General features: G+C 71.9%; 7 protein-coding genes and 1 tRNA gene. 6 read left to right on the top strand and 2 right to left on the bottom strand.

The annotated features are described in order from the left end of the window. Window positions 1–482 precede the first annotated feature (482 nt). Together DEFCA_RS0109515 and DEFCA_RS0109510 are read left to right on the top strand one after the other, a co-directional pair. Window positions 483–2624 carry a dynamin family protein gene (locus tag DEFCA_RS0109515; RefSeq protein ID WP_169709528.1) on the top strand — a complete coding sequence of 714 codons (2142 nt, stop codon included), beginning with the start codon at window positions 483–485 and terminating at the stop codon, window positions 2622–2624. 45 nt (window positions 2625–2669) lie between these two features. Then, window positions 2670–3557 carry a TIGR01212 family radical SAM protein gene (locus DEFCA_RS0109510; protein WP_281173757.1) on the top strand — a complete coding sequence of 296 codons (888 nt, stop codon included), beginning with the start codon at window positions 2670–2672 and terminating at the stop codon, window positions 3555–3557. A gap of 50 nt (window positions 3558–3607) precedes the next feature. Here the strand turns inward: DEFCA_RS0109510 and DEFCA_RS0109505 are convergent. Continuing rightward, a tRNA-Arg gene (locus DEFCA_RS0109505) sits at window positions 3608–3684 on the bottom strand. A 605-nt stretch (window positions 3685–4289) separates the two neighbouring features. Here DEFCA_RS0109505 and DEFCA_RS0109500 point away from each other — a divergent pair. From DEFCA_RS0109500 to DEFCA_RS20615, 4 genes are all read left to right on the top strand, one after another. After that, the gene (locus tag DEFCA_RS0109500) at window positions 4290–6293 is read left to right on the top strand and encodes a DUF748 domain-containing protein (protein ID WP_025322794.1); all 2004 of its coding nucleotides are present in this window, start codon (window positions 4290–4292) and stop codon (window positions 6291–6293) included. 100 nt (window positions 6294–6393) lie between these two features. Beyond that, the gene (gene trmFO, locus DEFCA_RS0109495) at window positions 6394–7728 is read left to right on the top strand and encodes a methylenetetrahydrofolate--tRNA-(uracil(54)-C(5))-methyltransferase (FADH(2)-oxidizing) TrmFO (RefSeq protein WP_025322793.1); all 1335 of its coding nucleotides are present in this window, start codon (window positions 6394–6396) and stop codon (window positions 7726–7728) included. After that, window positions 7725–8810, top strand: coding sequence for a class I SAM-dependent methyltransferase (locus DEFCA_RS0109490; RefSeq protein WP_025322792.1), 1086 nt, complete (start codon window positions 7725–7727; stop codon window positions 8808–8810). The genes trmFO and DEFCA_RS0109490 overlap by 4 nt, the downstream gene beginning before the upstream one ends. 115 nt (window positions 8811–8925) lie before the next feature. Then, window positions 8926–9726, top strand: a complete 801-nt coding sequence (locus DEFCA_RS20615; protein WP_025322791.1) for a tetratricopeptide repeat protein — start codon at window positions 8926–8928, stop codon at window positions 9724–9726. A 266-nt stretch (window positions 9727–9992) separates the two neighbouring features. Here the strand turns inward: DEFCA_RS20615 and DEFCA_RS24145 are convergent, their stop codons facing one another. Then, complete coding sequence (locus DEFCA_RS24145) at window positions 9993–18002, bottom strand: choice-of-anchor D domain-containing protein (RefSeq protein ID WP_025322790.1); 8010 nt, start codon at window positions 18000–18002, stop codon at window positions 9993–9995. Between the last annotated feature and the right edge of the window lie 226 nt (window positions 18003–18228).

Genomic DNA, 18228 nt, shown 5'->3' with positions numbered 1-18228 from the left:
GCCGGGCCAGAATTCAGCTCGGGTAGGCCGCGAGGCAGCCTGTTTGCGGGGTACAGACTTTGTGTACGTCTCGGTCCGAGCGTTTCGTGCGGGGGCATGGGGTCTACCTCCGGCCGGGCGCGAAGCCAGGCGTTGAGATTCGCCGCGCAGGCACAAGACACGGGAGTTGGTTTCATCACGGGTGCGTGCAAGGGGTACCATTTCGCGGCCCAGACGCCAGAGGCGCTGCGCGGCGAGCCAAGGAGCCGCGCCCGGCTCTCCGGCAGACCCCATGCCGCCCGGGCTCTGACCGCCGGGTCGAAAGCCTGTTGGAAGTTGGAAGAAGACAGGATGTGGCCCCCAGGGGGTTCACCTGTCCACTGTCCTCTGAATTCTGACTCCTGGTATGGCCGAAGGCCCCAGACCGACGACCGTAGACCGTCGACCGAAGACCGAAGTTCCTGGGAAACAACGAACGCGTGCCCTTGCCACGGGGGTGTGAGGTGACGAAGGGATCGGACGAGCTGCAACCGATGGTGTTCCTGCTCGAGACCTTCCGGGAGCTGGTGGGTCCCGAGGCCGCCGGCGTGGATCCATGGATCGAGCGGCTGAAGGGGCTCGAGGCGGCCGGGGTTCTGCGGGTGGCCGTGGCCGGCACGGTGAAGAGCGGCAAGAGCACGCTGGTGAACGCCCTGGTGGGGCAGGACATCCTCAAGCGGGGCGCGGGCATCATCACCTCGCTGGTGACCCGGGTGCGGCCCGGGCCCGAGCCCCGGGCCTTCCTGCGGTTGAAGGGATGGGCCGAGGTGAACCGCGAGATCACGGACGCGGCCCTCCTGCTGGCGGCCGGCCACGACGGCCGCTCCCTGGACCTGCGCTCCGACGCGGACCGGCGTCGCATCCGGGCCGCCCTGGCGGATTTGGGGGAGCGGGTGCTGGCCGAGGGGGGGAGCTTCGACCGCAACGTGGCGCTGCTGCGGGCCTATTTGGACGGGTACGAACGCATCCGGCCGTGGCTGGCCGAGGAGCCCCGGACCCTGGAGCTGGGGTCGGACCGGTTCGCCGAACACCGGGAATTCGCCGGCGACGACGCCCTGGCCGTGTACGTGGACGACCTGGTCCTGGAGCTGCCGGACGCGGGCCTGCCGCCGGGCACCGAGCTGGGGGACTGCCAGGGGTACGACTCCCCCAACCCCCGCCACCGGGAAAAGGTGCAGGCCTACCTGATGGGGGCCCACGCCATTCTGTATGTGGTGTCGAGCCGGGTGGGGATCCGGCAGGCGGACCTGCGGTTCGTGCGCGACATCAAGGCCCTGGGGCTCCTCGACGCCACCCGGTTCGTGCTCAACGCCGACCTGGGCGAGCACCCCACGGCCGAGGACCTGGCCGACATCCGCGACCGGGTCGCGGCCGAGCTCGCGCCTCTGGCCGGTGAGGTGGAGGTCCCCGTGGTGTCGGCCCTGCGGGGGCTCCTGTCGGCCCGGCAGGCCGGCGGCGCAGCCCTGGAGCGCAAGGAGGAACTGCTCCTCGCCCTGTGGGAGGAGTCCCCTGCCAAGGCCCTGGACGGGTTTGGGTCGTTCCGGGACGGGGTGTTCCGGACCCTGGCCGAGGGCCGCTCCCGTGAGGTGGAGCGGACCGTGCGCTCGGCGCTGCGTTCGGCGGCCGGCGCCCTCAAGGCCCGGGTGGAGTCGGCCCTGGCCGTGGCCCGGCAGGAGACGGACCGGCTGAAGGCCGAGCAGGACACCTTGGCCCGCGCCCGGCAGGAGGTGGAGGCCTCCCTGGGCGCGTTCGAGAAGGCGGTCCAGGCCGCGGCCGCCGAGGTGCGGGAGCAGGCGTTTCGCCGGGTGGACCGGGTGTTCCATCCGTCGGGCGGGGACCTGGCCCTGTCGTTCCTGGACAAGGTCCGGGCGATCCCGGCGCCCCGGGTGGAGACGAGCGGGGACCGGCGCCGATTCCACCGGGAGATGGCCCGGGTGTTCCAGGAGATGAAGGCCTCGTTCCAGGCGCTCAAGGTGGAGGAGCTCAACCCGAGGGCCGTGGAGGCGATCCGCGCCGTGTGGGCCGAGGCCAGCGGGGCCCTGCGCGAGGCGGCCCGGGGCCCGGCCGAGCTGCTAACCCGTAACGTGGAGGCCTACAACCGGGAGGCCGAGCGGCTGGGCCTGCCGGTCACCCCGTTCTCCCCGCCCGAGCTGGACCCCTCGATCGGCCGGCGGGTGATCCCCCTGCCCAGCGCCGTCACCTACGCCGGGGGCGAGCACCCGGCCGACCGCATGCTGGCCCTGGCCGCCCAGTGGACCCGCAAGGCCGCCTCGGGTTGGGCCCGGCGGCTGGTGGGCCGGGGAGGGCGCAAGGGGTTTGCCGAGGGAATGCTGGCCGACTGGGCCGAGGCGGTCCGGGAGACCCTGCTGGAGGAGGCCCGGTCGAACCTGCTCCACTACAACGAGCAGGTCAAGTACCAGGTGGTGGGCCGGAACCTGGACGCCCTGGCCGACGCCTGGATCGCGGCGTACCGGGAGCTGGCCCAGGCCGCCGTGCAGGACCTCTCCACCCTGGAGCGGGCCGTGGACCGGCGCCGGGGAGAAAAGGTGGATCTGATCCCCCGGCTCGAGGGGATCCGCGAAGCCCTCGAGCCCCTGGCCGCCTGATGCCCGGCGGCGTTTGGGGCCGCCACCCCCGCAGAGGCGATCCGTTTGCGCGCAAGACCGTCTGAGCCCTATCCCGGCATCGGCCGCCATTGGCGAGCCCGGTTCGGCGGGCCGGTGCGGAGGGTGAGCCTGGACGCCGGGCTTTCCTGCCCGAACCGGGACGGCACCGTGGGAAGGGGAGGGTGCCTGTTCTGCGACCCCGCCTCGTTCTCACCGAGCGCGGGCGACCCCCGGCCGGTGGCCCGCCAACTGGCCGAGGGCATCGGGCGCCTGCGGGACCGGGGCGTGACCCGGGTGGCCGCCTACTTCCAGCCCCACACCAACACCCATGCCCCCATCGAGGTACTCCGCCGGGTCTGGGACGCCTGCTTGCCCTTCTCCGAGGTGGTGGCACTCTGCGTGGGCACCCGGCCCGACTGCGTGCCCGACCCGGTGCTGGACCTCCTGGCCGGATATGCAGACCGGTGGGAGGTGTGGCTGGAGCTGGGGCTGCAGTCGGCCCACGATCCGACCCTGGCGCTGCTTCGCCGGGGCCACACCGCGGCCGACTTTGCCGACGCCGCGGCCCGGGCCCGAGCCCGGGGGCTCAAGGTGTGCGCCCACGTGATCCTGGGGCTTCCCGGCGAGGGGCCGGAGGACGAGGAGCGCACCGCAGGGTTCCTGGCCGGGCTGGGCGTGGACGGGGTCAAGCTCCACCAGCTCGCGGTGGTGCGGGGCACGGCGCTGGAGGCGCTGTGGCGCCGTGGCGAGGTTCGGGTGCTGGCCGAGGCGGAGTACGTGGACCGGGCCGCCCGCTTCCTACGGAGCCTGCCGCCGACCACGGTGGTCCACCGGATCGTGGGCGACACCCGGGGCGATCGGCTGCTCGCGCCCGTGTTCGACCGCAACCGGGTGATCGCCGCCGTCCGGGGCCGGATCGGCAAGGGTGGGTGAGGGGGGCACGAAAAAAACGCCGGCCCCAGAGGGGCCGGCGCGGCGATGCGTGGTGGGCGAGGCGGGATTCGAACCCACGGCCTCAGGTTCCGGAGACCTGCGCTCTATCCAGCTGAGCTACTCGCCCACCGAAGGAAGCGCATAGTCAATCACACCTGGGGCCCGATTGCAAGAGCTTTGGGGGGCAGAGACTAGTGTAGCGTTTCCCAACTCTCGTGGTTCTCCCAGGGGGTGGGGCTGGGGCCCCTCCTTCGCTGAACGGCCTCGCAGGGGCCGCCTCGGCGCGGTCCGCTGCGGCGCGTGAGAGCACGCGCCGCGGCCGCTCCCCTGGCGCCGGGCGGCCCGGACTGCTCGGCCGTCGCGCTCCGTTGGAGCCCCCAGCCCCACCGCCGTAATCCACATATGTTGTTGCGAAACGGTACACGAGAAACTAGCCCGCATTATTCATGAGCGTTCGTCGCGAAACCGTCGAGTGTGCGTCAGATCGGGGCAAGCGCAGCGCCGAGGGGTGCAGGCGTACTGGACGGTACGTCGAGCCCCGAGGCGCGAGCACGCCCCGAGATGGCGTGCAATCGGCGGTTGCAGCAGAAGGCTTCATGAATAATGCGGGCTAGGGGGGATAGGACTTTTAGCCTTCTAGCCTCCCAGCTTCCTGGCTTCCCAGCCTTCCAGCCGGCCGAAGGCCGACCAACGACCAACGACCGTCGACCGAAGTCATACGGGAGTCCGATCATGCGCAAGATGGGAAAGGTGCTCCTCTGGACCGGAGCCGTCCTCGTCGTCCTGGGCGGCGCCGCCACGGTGGCCCTCAAGCTCTACCTGACCAAGGATCGGATCCTCGGATGGGTGGTCCCTCCCCTGGAGGCCCGCCTCCACCGCCGGGTGAGCATCGCGGACGCCGGGGGCGGGCTCACCGGCATCGAGCTGGAGGGACTGGACGTGCGCGCCGAGGGTGCGGCCGAGCCCCTGGTGGCGGCCGACCGCATCCGGGTGCGTTGGAACCTGTGGTCCCTCCTTCGGAAGGAGATCGAGGTGGAGGAGGTACGGCTCGTGCGGCCGCGGATCCGCGTGGTGCGCCGGCCCGACGGCACCCTGGACATCGACGACCTGCTGGAGCCGGCCGAGGGGAAGGCCCCGGCCGAAACGCCGGCCCAGCCCCCGAGACCGGCCGAGGCGACGCCCGTGGCCGTGGCGGTGGCGCTGTTCTCCGCCGAGGGCGGCCGGATCGCGTTCGAGGACCAGTCGGCCGACCCGCCGCGCACCTACGTGCTCGACGAGGTCGAGAGCCGGGTGAGCGGGTTCTCCCTGGACCGGCCGGTGCCGTTCACACTTTCTGCCAAGCTGCCGCTGACGACGCAGGGACGGTTCTCCGTGGAGGGCACCCTCCACCCGACCACCCGGCAGGTGGACGCGAGGCTCCGGGTGGACGGGTTCGACCTGCCGGCCCTGGCCCCCCTGATGGGAGGCGAGGGCGTGCGGTTCGCGGCCGGCGTGTTCTCGATGGACCTTGGGGTGAAGGGCACGGTCGGTGCGGCCCTTGCGGTGGAAGGCACCGCAGGGGTGAAGGGGCTGGTGCTCGCCCGAGGGGGCCGGACGGGCGAGCCAACCGACCTGTCCGTGGACCTTTTGATGACCCTGGACCCTGCGAAGGCCGAGGTGGACCTCTCGAAGCTCGATGCCGAAGCGGCCGGCCAGCGCCTCTTCCTCACGGGCCGGGCCCGGTACGGGGCCGAGCCGTTCCGGGTGGAGTTTCGGCTGACCTCGCCCGAGCTGGGGGCCGACCCGTTCCTGGCTCTCCTTCCCCCGAGCGAGGAGGCGGCGGGAACTGCGGCCGGGGCCCCGGCCGCCGGAGCGAACGAGGGGCCGCCGCCCGAGGTGCCGGTGGAGGCCAAGGGCGACGTGGAGATCGGACGCCTGGAGGCCGGGGGGCTGGCGGTGGAGCCGTTCCAGGCCCACGTGGAGCTGAGGGGCGGAAAGCTCCGGATCGATCCGCTGCGGGCCGGCGTGTACGAAGGCGAGCTTGCGGCGGCCGTGGGCGTGGACCTGGCCGCGTCCGGCCCGGCGTTCGAGGCCGAGGTGAGCCTGGACGGCACCCGGCTCGGCAAGCTGTTGCCGGCCGTCAGCCCCGGCCTGGCCAACACCGTCACCGGCACCCTGTCCCTCTCGGCCCGGGTGTCGGGCCGGGGCGGCGATCCGGAGGCCCTAACGGCGGACGTCCGGGCCGAGGCCAGGGACGGCAGGATCCTGAACCACCCCCTGGTGGATCGGTTCGCGGACCTGTTCCGGGTCAAGGAGCTCCGGACCCTGAACTTCTACACCCTCAAGCTCGACGCGGGGGCCCAGGGCGGGGTGGGCACCGTGCGCAGCCTGGTCCTTCGGGGCCCGGACGCCCAGGCCACGGCCACCGGCACCCTGGGGCTGGTGGACCAGAGGTTGGACCTGCGGGTGGCGGTGGCCGTGCCCCGCCGGATCGCGGGCCGCCTGCTGCGACGGGCCGAGGTGCTCGACGCCCTCACGGACGAGCAGGGGTGGTCCAGGGTGCCCCTGCGGCTGTCCGGCACCCTGGAGGATCCGTCCTACGGCCTGGACACCGAGGCCCTGGCCCGGATGGGGGCCAAGGTGCTGGAAAAGAAGGCCCGGAAGGCCGTGGAGGAGAAGGTGTTGGACAAGCTTCCCCTGGACCCGGAGGGGAGGAAGGCGATCGAACAGGGGCTGAAGCGGCTGTTCGGCCGTTAGGGCCGCCTGTCTCAGAATTCAGAGGACGGAATTCAGAAGACAGGGTTGGGCCCCGGGGGGGGCCCTGCCCTCAGACCGTGGACCGGAGACCGAACTCACCATGCGTTCCGATACAGAACCCATCATCGTGATCGGGGGGGGGCTCGCAGGCTCCGAGGCCGCCTGGCAGCTGGCCCGGCGGGGGGTGCGCGTGCGGCTCGTGGAGATGCGGCCCGGCCGCACCACGCCGGCGCATCGGACCCCCCTTTTGGCCGAGCTGGTGTGCTCCAACTCCCTCAAGGCCATGGGCCTGGGCCAGGCCTCGGGGCTGCTCCAGGAGGAGCTCGACCGGCTGGGGTCGGTGGTCCTGGCCGCGGCCAAGGAGCACCGGGTGGCGGCCGGCCAGGCCCTGGCGGTGGACCGGGACCGGTTCGCCCGGGCCGTGACCGAGCGGCTCGAGGCCGACCCCCGCATCGAGATCGTGCGCGAGGAGGCCACGCGGGTGCCCCGGGACCGGCACGTGATCGTGGCCACCGGCCCCCTCACCTCGGACGCCCTAGCCCGGGACCTGGCCGAGCTCACCGGGGCCGAGTCCCTGTACTTCTACGACGCCATGGCGCCCATCGTGGAGGGGGACTCCATCGACCGGTCGGTGGCGTTTGCGGCCTCCCGCTATGGCAAGGGGGGGGACGACTACCTCAACTGCCCCATGACCCGGGAGGAGTTCGAGCGGTTCTACCAGGCCCTGGTGTCGGCCGAGACCGTGCCCACCCGGGAGTTCGAGGAGGAGCGGGTGTTCCAGGCCTGCCAGCCCATCGAGACCCTGGCGGCCAAGGGCCCCAAGACCCTCCTGTTCGGCCCCATGAAGCCGGTGGGGCTGGTGGACCCCCGCACCGGGCAGCGGCCCCACGCCGTGGTGCAGCTCCGGCGCGAGGACGAGGCCGGCGAGCGCTGGAACCTGGTGGGGTTCCAGACCAAGCTCACCTACCCGGAGCAGGAGAGGGTGTTCCGGCTGATCCCCGGGCTGGAGCGGGCCCGGTTCCACCGGCTGGGCAGCCTCCACCGCAACACCTACGTGGACGGCCCCCGGCTCCTGGACCGGTACCTCCGGCTGCGGCGGTACCCGTGGATCCAGCTCGCCGGCCAGATCACCGGGGTGGAGGGGTACCTGGAGAGCACGGCCGCGGGGCTGTGGGCCGGGCTGAACCTGGCCCTGCGGCTGGCCGGCCGCACCCCGGATCCCCTGCCCCCCGAGACGGCCGTGGGCGCCCTGGTGGAGCACGTGGTGGCCAGCCCGTCCAAACGGTTCGAGCCCATGAACATGAACTTCGGGCTCCTGCCCCCCCTGGGGGTGCGGATGCGGGACAAGCGCAAGGTCAAGGAGGCCAAGACCCGGCGGGCCCTCGAGGCCCTGGACGCCTGGCTGGCGGCCTGGGCCGGGGAGGGGGCGCCGTGAGCCCGGCGGCCGAAGCGATCCGCGCCGAGATCCGGGAGCGCGGGCCGATCCCGTTCGCCCGGTTCATGGAGCTGGCCCTGTTCCACCCCCAAGGGGGGTTCTACGCCTCGGGCCGGGTGCGGATCGGTACCGACCAGGGCGACTTCACCACCGCCCCCCACATCAGCGCCGTGTTCGCCCGGTGCCTGGCCCGGTGGGTGGAGGCGGCCGACCGGGCCCTGGGCGGGCCCGACCCCCTGGTCCTCGTGGAGGGGGGGCCGGGCGAGGGCCGGCTGGCCCGGGACCTGCTGGACGCCCTGGCCGAGCGTCGGCCGGACCTCTACCCGCGGGTCCGGTACGTGGCGGACGAGGCGAGCCCCGCCCTGGGCGCCCGGCGCAAGGAGCTCCTCCGGCCCCACCAGGACCGGTGCCTGGAGCAGGCCCCGCCGGGCTGCGCCGGGGTCTACCTCTCCAACGAGCTCGTGGACGCCCTGCCGGTGCACCGGCTCCGGGGGGAGGGCACGGGCCTGGAGGAGGCCTGGGTGGACTGGGACGGCCGCGGGTTCCGGGAGGTGTGGGCCCGGCCCAGCCCCGAGGCCGGGGCGTTCCTGAAGCGGTACGCCCCACCCCTGGGCGATTGGGAGGTGGAGGTGCGGCCCGCGGCCGAGGCGTGGCTGGAAGGGGCGGCGGCCCGCCTGGGACGGGGGTACGTGCTCACCATCGACTACGGCGACCGGGCGGAGCGCCTGTACGGCCCCCACCGGCCCCTGGGCACGGCGGCGGCGTACCGGGCCCACCGCCTCGTGGACGACCTCCTGGCCGACCCCGGGGAGCAGGATCTCACGGCCCACGTGGACTTCACCCACCTCCAGCGGGTGGGGCAGCGGCTGGAGCTCACGGCCGAGCCCCTGGTGAACCAGCGGGAGTTCCTGTTTCGGTGGGGGCTCGAGGAGGAGGTGGCCGCTTTGGAACAGCGGCTCCCCGAGGTGGACCGGCTGGCCGCCATGCAGGCCCTGGCCCCCCTGCTCCTGCCCTGCCCGGGCATGGGCGACACGTTCCGGGTGCTGGTCCAGGCGAAGGAGGCGGTGGGGCTGGGGAGCTAGGCAGCGGGGCAGTTTGGTGGCCGAATTTGACATTCCCCGGGATTCTGGCTGAAATGGAACGGCAGATTCTTGCATCAGGGCGGGGCCCCTCCCCGCGGCGGAGCGGTGGAATCTCATGCAGAAGTGCCCCCACTGCGGCAGCGCGAACGTCCGAAAATCGAGGCGGTACAAGGCCGAGCGGACCCTTCTGCGGCCGTTTCCGGCATGGTTCCGGTGCCGGGAGTGCCGAAAGCGGTTCGTGGGTACCGACTGGCCGCTGGCCCGCCGGTGGGCGGCCGGGGCGGCAGCCGTTGTCGGCGTGATGTGGTTGGGAGCCGTGGTCTGGCCCGAGGGGGGACAACCCGGAGGGCAGCCCACCCCCGCCCCGGGCACGACCGAGAGCGTGCCGGCCGCCGCGCACCTTCCCGCCCTGGACGTGGAGCTGACGGGCGAAGCCCTGCGTGCGGCGGCCGAGCGGGGGGACCCCGAGGCCCAGCACCGGCTCGGTCTGGAACTGCTCCAGACCTTCCGCGAGGAGGGCGACCCTGCGGTTCTGGCCGAGGCTGTCCACCTGCTCAAGGAGGCCGCGGGCCGGGGAAACCCCCGATCCCAGCTCGTGCTCGGGGCCCTGTACGAGAACGGCCGGGGGGTGATCCAGGACTTCCGGGAGGCCGCGGGGTGGTACCGGCGGGCGGCCGAGAACGGCGAGGCCGATGCCATGCTGCGGCTCGGCCTGATGGCCGAGGCCGGCCGTGGGATGGACCGGGACCTCGTGGAGGCCTACGTGTGGCTCAACCTGGCCGCGGCCCGGGGGGCCACCGAGGCCGAGATCCGGCGCGAGGCCGTGCGACGGCAGCTCACCCTCCAACAGGTGGCTCGGGGTCAGGACCGCTGCCGGGCGCTCGACACCCGCATTCCCCCCCTCCCGCCCCGGTAGAGCCGCGTTTCGTCGGAGCCCCCCGATGCGCCCGGTTCGGGCTCGTACCTGATTGCGGAACGCCGCAGTGGGTCGGGCCGCGACGAACGGCGGAGGGGGAGCCGCGGGGGTCCGGCGAGGTTGGTGGGCCGTTCCCGGCGCAGTTGGAATCGCCGAACCGGACGAGACATCGGTCGGTCCCGTGGGTCCCGCCTCGACTTTTCCAGCGAAGACGGTTCCCTGAGCGGACACAGAGATCCTGGGTTCGTCCGGATCCCGGGCCGCCCTCACGGTTCCTCTACCGGGGTCACGGGCGTGGGGAGTCCGATCGTACCACCGCCCTCGCCCGAGCCCGGTTCTTCCCCGGGGAATGCCCCGCCTTGAAACCCTTCGCCGGAGACCGGTACCTCGACGACGGGCTCGTCGGGATCGGACGACTCGATCACCAGGGTCGTGGTCTGAACCCCTTCCTGGGTCGGGGTGAACCCCACGGTCACCGAGCACCGGTGGGTGGGGGGAAGCGTCGCGGGGCAGTCGTCCACCACGCCGAAGTCCGCCAGGGCCGGGTCCAGGGCGATGCCCAGGAGATCCAGGTCCGCGTACCCGGTGTTTCGCACCGTGAACGTCTCGTGGACGGTCATGACCCCCATCTCGACGAATCCCGCGTCCCACGAATCCGGGGTGACCTGGATCTGCGGATCGGTGTGGAGCGCGGCGTCGGCCTCGGTTTCGGAGCAGGCCGTGCCCGCCACGGCGTTCGGCGCGGCTGTCGCGGCGGACGTGTCGGCCGGGGTCACCTCGATCGGGCGCGGGGTCAGTCCGGCGTCCGCCACGGTGGCCGAGGTGTCCTCGGCGGCCACGTCGGCGTACCCGACCAGAGTGCACGTGGGGCCGACGTTTCCGATCCCGTCCACCTTGAGGATCCACCCGTCCCAGTAGCCTGCGCCGGTGGATGCCGTGAAGCCCGAGGCGATCCCGGCCCCGTCGGCCGAGAGCACCACCGCCTCGGCGCGTTCATACTCGCTTCCCCCGTAGGTGCGAGACCACAGGACCTCGCCGTTCGCGTCGAGCCGCAGGAGCCACAGGTCGCCCGGGTCGGACCCACTCCGGGCGAGCCACCCGCCGATCAAGAAGCCCCCGTCCGCGGCCGGCGCCACGGCGTTGGCCTCACCGAACCCGCCCAGAAGGCCGTAGGCCCTCTGCCAGAGGACATTTCCGCCCGCGTCGAGCCGCAGGACCCAGAGGTTCTCGTTGCCCGGGCCGAACGAGTCGGTGAGCCCGGCCACCACATACCCGCCGGACGGCACGGCGCGCACCGCCCAGGCGTGATCGTAGCCCGCTCCGCCGTAGCTCTTCTGCCAGGCGATCTCGCCCGCGGAGTCGAGCCGGACGACCAGGACGTCGCAGCCCGTGGCGGCGGAAGCGCACGTCAAGCCCGCCGCCACCGCGCCCAGATCCGGGGTCGGGTCCAGGGCGTACAGGCGGTCCACCTCGTCGGTTCCGAACGCCTTCTGCCACACGAGGGTCCCGTCCGCGTCGAGCTTGAGGATCCACGCGTCGTCCCGTGACACGCTGTTCATCCCGGCGAGCAGGAGCCCGCCGTCGGCCGTCTCCGCGATCTCCCACTTGTCGTCGTAGTCGTCCGGGTGGCCGCCCAGGACCTTCTGCCACACGGGGTACCCGAACCGGTCCACCTTCCAGACCCACAGCCCGTACCAGTTGTCGCCCGGGGCGTGCCAGGACCAGGTGCCGCCGACCACGGCGTACCCGCCGTCCGAGGTGGGGGTGACGGCGTAAGCGCGGTCGTAGTCCGCGCCGCCGTAGGTCTTGGCCCACACCAGGTCGCCCGAGGGGTCCAGCTTGACGAGCCAGGCGTCCGTGTTGCCCGCGCCGAACGACTTGGTGCGGCCCGCCGCGATCAGGCCGCCGTCGGGCGCGGCCCGAAGGAAGCTCAGTTCGTCGTCCGACGCCCCGCCGTACGTCCTGGCGAAGGAGGCCAGCGCTTCGCCCGGCGCCGGAACGGTCAGTTGCACGGTAACCGCGTCGTCCCCTCCGTTCGATGTAAGGGACAGGTCGAACGAGTAGCTCCCCGGGTCGAGCCCGGTGCGGTCCGCGGTCAGGGCAACGTCCACGCGGCCACCGGCCGCGAGTTGGCCGGCGTCCGGGAACACCCCGAGCCACGAGGGGAGCGCCCCGGCCACGGACCAGTCCAGGGTCTCCGTCGAGCTCAGGTTCTCCAGCGAGAACCCGGCGGAAAAGGCGGTGTCCCCGAAGTCCATCACGGTGGGGCTCACGTACAGAAACGGCGTGATCCCGGCTCCGGAAAGGCTCCCGGTGACCACCGGCTCGTCCGGATCGTCGGAACGGATCTGGATCTCGCCGGTCACCTGCTCGGTGCCCGTGGGCGTGAACGCGACCGTGATCGTGCACAGTTGGGACAGGCTGCCGGTGAACGGCGGCACCGGGTCGGTGCAGCCGTTGGAGGCCAGGGAGAACTCGGGCGCCCTGGACACGGTCACATCGGTCACGTGAAGATCCACCGCGCCCTCGTTCTTCACGGTGATGTCCCACGTGCGCGTGCTCCCGATCGGCACGCCGCCGAAGGTCGCGTTCGCGCCGATCACGGCGATGTCGGGTTCCTGGGGGATCGTCGCCGTGCCGGTGATCTGGACCTCCACCACCGGCTCGTCCGGGTCGTCGGTGGCGATGGTGAGGGTGGCCGTGGACGTGCCCTCGTCGTCCCGGGAGAAGCCGATGCCCACCGAACAGGTTTCCCCCGGCGCCAGGGTTTCGCCGCACGCGTCGTCCGGGTCCCACCGGGAGAAGTCGCCGAAGCCCGAAAGGGTCACCCCGGTGATCGCCAGGTCCGCGTCCCCCTCGTTGGTCACCTGCACGGTGTTCGTCACGTTCCACCCGGGCCGGATCTCGAACGATAGGCTCGCAGGCTCCACGGCCACGTCGGGCAGGGGCTCCACCGATACCACCACCATCACCGGGACGCTGGGATTGTTCGGATCGTTCGAGGTCACGTACAGGCTGTACACGTGGGTGCCCAGTTCCAACCCGGACCGGTCCACCGACAGGGTCACCTCGGTCGCGTCCTCCGGGCCGGTGGTGCCCTCGGTGGCCGAGGCGGTGAGCCACCCGGGCCAGGGCTCTCCCCCGTACCAATCCTCGACCAGGGTCCACTCCAGATCCGCCGTGCCCTGGTTCTCGACGCGCAACACCTTCGTGAACTCCCGGGCCGAGAAGTACACATCGTCCACCGAGACGGTGGGAAACGCCTCGCGCACCGTGGCCGTGAGGGGGATGGCCAGCCGGGGGGTCACGGGGTCGTCGCTCCGCACGACCAGGGTGGCCCGGTACGCGCCGGGTTCTGCCGCCCCGGCGAACAGGACGTCGAGCCGGAGTTCCTGCTCGCCGCCAGGGGCCAGCGTCTGGGGGAGCGAAGGGGCGAGGTCGAGCGAAAAGCCCTCGTCGCCGGTGAGTTCGGTCCCCTGGATCTCCAGGTCGCGGGCGGGCGCTAGCGCGTCGTTGCGCAGGCGGACCGAAACGCTGGCCTCCTGATCCGGCAGCAAGGTGCCCAGGTCCACCGCGGAGGGCTTTGCGCCGATCACCGGCCGGGCGAGAAACGCTTCCTCCCCTGCCCCGAAGAACCCGAGCACGGCCCCCGCCCCCCCGCGGACCCCGTCGGCTTCGGACCCGTCGGGCAGGTCGGCACCCGCGTCGATCACCAAGAGATCCGTCCCGGCGTGGGGCGGCAGGTCCACCACGGCCACCGCGGCCCCGAAACGGGGGGACAGCGCCGAACTGTCTCCCGAGCCCAGGTATGCGTAGTCTTCCCCGTTGGACAGATGGGGGGAATCCGATGAGGCGGCCTGCCACGACCGGGTCTCGAGGTACAGCGCATCGCGGCCGGCGGCGCGCCACGGGGGCGAGGCGCTCCCCCACAGGATCCAGACCCGACCCGCGTCTTCGTCCGCCCGATCGCCCGGCGCGCCCACGACCAGGTCCGGGAACCCGTCCTGGTTCAGGTCGCCGGAGGCCAGGGCACATCCCAGGCGCACGAAGCCCGTCGAGCCGTGGACCGTGAGGTCGGCGACCTCGTCCACGTTGGCCGCGGCCCCGGAAGCGAGCGCTTCGTTCCCGGCCTCGATCACGTACACCCTGCCGGCGCGCTCCCGTTCCAGGTCCATGGGGCCGACGCGCACCCGGAGGACGGCGTCGGGGGCGCCCAGGATCACCTCGGCCCGGCCGTCCCCCGTGAGATCGCCGGCGTGGACCACGGTGCCGAAACCCGTGCGCTCGGCGTCCGATGTGACGGCCGGGCCGAGCAGCGCGGCGTCCTGGTCGCCTCCGGCCAGGGCGTCCGCGCGCAGGGTTCCCCGCAGCGCGGCGCCCGGCGGCCCGAACCAGGAACGGCCGCGGAAGAGGTAGACGGCTCCCTCCTGCGCCGTGAGAGGATCGGTGGCCGTGACCGCCGCGTACCCGGGAGCGCCGATGACCAGGTCGCCCAGCCCATCGCCGTCCACGTCCGCAACCGCCAGGGACGCGCCGAACCGGTCCGCGCGGTGCTCGGCGACCTCTCCGCCGGCAAAGGAGACCACCGAGGAAAAGGGCTCGGCCGCGCCCTCGATCGTGGCGGCGTAGGGGAAGATCGCCAGTTGGTCGGGCAGGTTCACGGTCTTGTCCGGCAAGGTGAAGCCCCACCCGCGGATTACGTACACGCGCCCGGGTCCCGGGTCCGATCCGTCTACGCCGTCCCCAGCGGAGGGCGCGCCCAGCACCAGGTCGGCCCGGGCGTCCGAGGAGCCCACGTGGGCCACGGCCACCGCCTCGCCGAGTTCCCGGTCGTCCGCGCCCACGAACCGCGCGTCGTACTGGTCCAGGGTAAATTCGTACCCCTGCTCCCACGCGGTCCGGCCGAACAGCACGTACGCCTTGCCCGGGAGGTGGGCCCCCTCGGGGTCCAGCAAGGTGCCGTGGGCCCCGGTGTCGGGGTTCCGGTCCGTGGACCCGATCACGAGGTCGTCGATCCCGTCGCCGTCCAGGTCGCCCACGGCCAGGGCGTTTCCGATGCGCCGGGTGTTCCGGGTGTCCGGGTCCACGTCCCGGACGTCGCCGAGGATCCGCACGTCCCAGGCGTTTTCGTCCGCGAGGTCGAGCTCGCCCCACCCCTCGGTGGTCCCGAACCGCAGGAACACGGCGCCCACCTCGTAGAAGTTCGTGTACGTGGGCACGCCCACGGCCAGGTCGGGGAGCCCGTCGCCGTTCAGGTCCCCCACCGCCACGGCCCGGGGGGCCATGAAGGCACCGGGACCGGCAAGGCGCAGATCGGGCGCGTCGTCCGCGTTGCGGTGGGGGAGAACGGTGAAGTTCCCGGACGTGCACCGTGGCCCGGGGCAGGCCGGGTCGGGCCCCACCCCCAGGGTGAACGCGTGGGATCCCTCGGGCAGCGATTCGCCGGGCCCGGTGAACCACGCGAGCCCCCACTCGTCTGCGAACCCTCCCGCCACCGGGAACGGGTCCGGGTGCCAGGACTGCGAGGTCCCGACCTTTGTCAGGACGATGTCGTCGGGAAACGGGGTGAAGTAGTTCCCCTCGACGTAGAGGCGGTCTCCGGGGAACACGCCCGGGTTCAGGACCCGGGCCTCCGGTTCCAGGTTGGGGCTCGGTTCCACGAAGACCGGGTCGCTCAGGCGCAGGCCCGCGCCGATTGTCACCTGGATCCAGCCCGGCTTGAGGTAGCCCAGGTACGGGTTGGCGTACAAAAGGAACTCTTCGTGCTCTCGGCTGCCGGCGGTTGCGAAGGACAACGGCTCGGAGCCCGGGTTCCAGCGCACGGAGAGCTCCCGTGTGCTGAACCCCTTGCCGGTGACGGTTCGGTAGCCGTAGTCATAGGAAACGCCGTAGGTGGTGTGGATGAGGTCGTCGCAGGCGGCCCCGTGGTCGGCGCACAGCGCGTCAAGCATGGACGCGTAGTCGTCCATGCCGCATAGGTTGGTACGGCTCTCGGGATCGTAGCAGGTGTCGAACAGCCGGCACGAAGGGTGCGTGGGGTCGTCGGAGCACAGGGCCTCGATGTATTCCTCGTACTCCTCCATCGTGCACAGGTTGACGCCGTTGATCGTACAGCGGTCGTACGGAATCTGGTCCACGTACACCGCGGGGATCCAGTCCCCGATGGACTCGATCCGGGGCTTGTCCAGCACTTCCACCGTGTGCACCGGCGGGTAGTCCGTGCCCCATTCCAGACACAAGTCCGAGCCAGGGAAGAACCGGACGCACTTGGTGCGGTCCGGGTAGGAGTACGCGCCGCAGCTCGCCCGGATGTCCAGTTCCACCCAGCCCGTCTCCTCCCCCGCGACCAGGGTGTGGTCCTCCCGGCTCGACCCGCCATCGGTCGCGCTCACAAGATCGCCCCCCGACGCGACCGCCACCGTGAAGGGGACCTTCCGGTCCACCTCGGTCACCTGGAAGTTCACCCCGGTGATGTCCGCCACCAGCTCAACCACCAGGTCGCCGAGGACCTCTTCCAACTCGGCCTCGATGTCGTACCCGCTGATCTTCTTCACCAGCCAGATGACGCCGAACGGGTCGGGGAGGTTCACGTCGATCTCGTGCTCCGCCAGGAACTCCCGGAACGGCGCGTTGGTGAAGTTGGCGTACAGGGACAGGGTGTTAGTCGTGCCGGTGTACAGCACGTCGTTGGAGAGCCCGGAGATGGGCTGGTCGATCACGATCTTCCACTCGCTGGGGAAGGTGGGCACCACGGCATACAGGGCGTCGACCACGTAGTCCACGACGCCCAGGATCGCGTCCAGAACCGACGAGACAGCGGAGATCACCGCGATGCTCTCGGAAAAGATGGGGATGGCCACACAGGCGGGCACGATCCCGAACGCGCAGCCGATGGACGAGCCCACCAGCATCGCGTACAGGGCGTCTTCCACGGCGTTGAGCACCCCGGCCACGATGCGAACCGGCTGGAGGACCGCCTGGAGCGCCTCCACCACCTCGGCCACGTCGCATCCCGACGCGCCGGCGTCCGGAAGCCCCCGCGCGGCCCGTTGGGCCGCGCGCTGGGCGATCCGGCGCAGCTGGCCGTTGGCCTCCCCGAGATCCGCCAGGGCCTCGGCCAGGACCGGGCTGCCCAGGATCGCGTCGATCCGGGCCTGCACCCCCGGGTCCGGCACCGCTTTGAGCCGGCCGCGCAGCTCCTGGAGGAACGCCCCGATCCGGTCCAGGTTGCCCAGCAGCGCGTCCCGGGTCTCCTGGGGTAGGTTCTCCCCGGCGAGCTGCTCCAGCGTGCCCCGGAGCGCCCGGATCTGGTCGGCCACCAGCTCCAGGGCCTGGTCCGCCTCGTTTCCGGCGGTGTCCGGGGTGGGATCCTTTGCAGCCTCAATCGTGAAGGGAAGAGCCCCGGATACGTCCCCTCCCTTTATCACGAAAACCTGAGCCTGGGCGCCGTTCAGGAACCCGAAGGGCACCGCGGCCCGGATCTCGGTGTCGGTGACCTCCAGGACCGCGGCCGGCAGGTCCAGATCCTCCCCGCCCTCGAACGGGGCAGCCCGGAAGAACACCTCCACCGCCTCGGGATCCGTCCCGAACCCCGATCCGGTCAGGGTGACCAAGGCTCCGGCCGGCCCGGCAGAGGGGGAGATGCTGTCGAGCCCGATCGTCTCCGAGGCGAGGTAGGCGACCTCCAGCACGGCCGGGGGGCCCTTCACCCCGTCCAGCCGGGTCGTCACGGCGATCTCGTTGGCGCCTTCGGCCAGGTCCACGGCCGCCTCGAACGGCCCCTCCCCGGCCGCCACCTCCACGGTCTTGCCCGTGGTCCGGTTCTCCAGCGCGACCACTGCGTCTGGGAGGGCGAGCCCTTGGACCGTGACGGTGGGCTGGGTGGTCACCCGAGGGAGCGGCTGGAGCACCGGCAGGCCCACCACGGTGACCATGAGGGTCCGGAAGGCCTGGGCCCCCTCGTCGTCCGTCACCGTGAGCCGCACGGTGTGGGTGCCCTGGACGCGGTAGGTGTGGCTCACCACCGCCCCCTCGGCCGTGGCGCCGTCCCCGAAGTCCCATGCGTACGAGGCGATGGACCCGTCAGGGTCGGAGGAGGCCGACGCGTCGAACGACACGGCCAGGGGCGCGGCACCCGCGGTGGGGTCGGCCGTGAACGCGGCCTCGGGCGGGCGGGGGGACCGGCCGGAACCTCCTCCCCCGCCCCCGCAGGAGGCGAGCACGAAGGGGAGCCATCCGAAACCGGTCAGCAGCAGAATGCGGAGAAGAAGCCCCATGGCCCAGCCCCTGTTGCTGGCGGGTGCACCTGCTGGCGATGTTTTCGAACGGCCGGGGCTCCGGTTCTTCCATGACCGGTGCGCATCCAGGGCACCCACACGGGCCACGGTGCGGCCGCTTCCGTACGCCGCCGGACGGGGATCCTGGGCCCGACAAGGAAGAGGACTCGCGCGTCAACGTAGCATGGAGGCTTCGTTCGTCAACGGAAAAAGTTCAGCCTCGGTG

The organism is Deferrisoma camini S3R1 (assembly GCF_000526155.1).
GTDB classification, from domain to species: domain Bacteria; phylum Desulfobacterota; class Deferrisomatia; order Deferrisomatales; family Deferrisomataceae; genus Deferrisoma; species Deferrisoma camini.
Note: the sequence above shows the minus strand (reverse complement) of the source record. Positions and strands in the feature narration are given on the sequence as shown.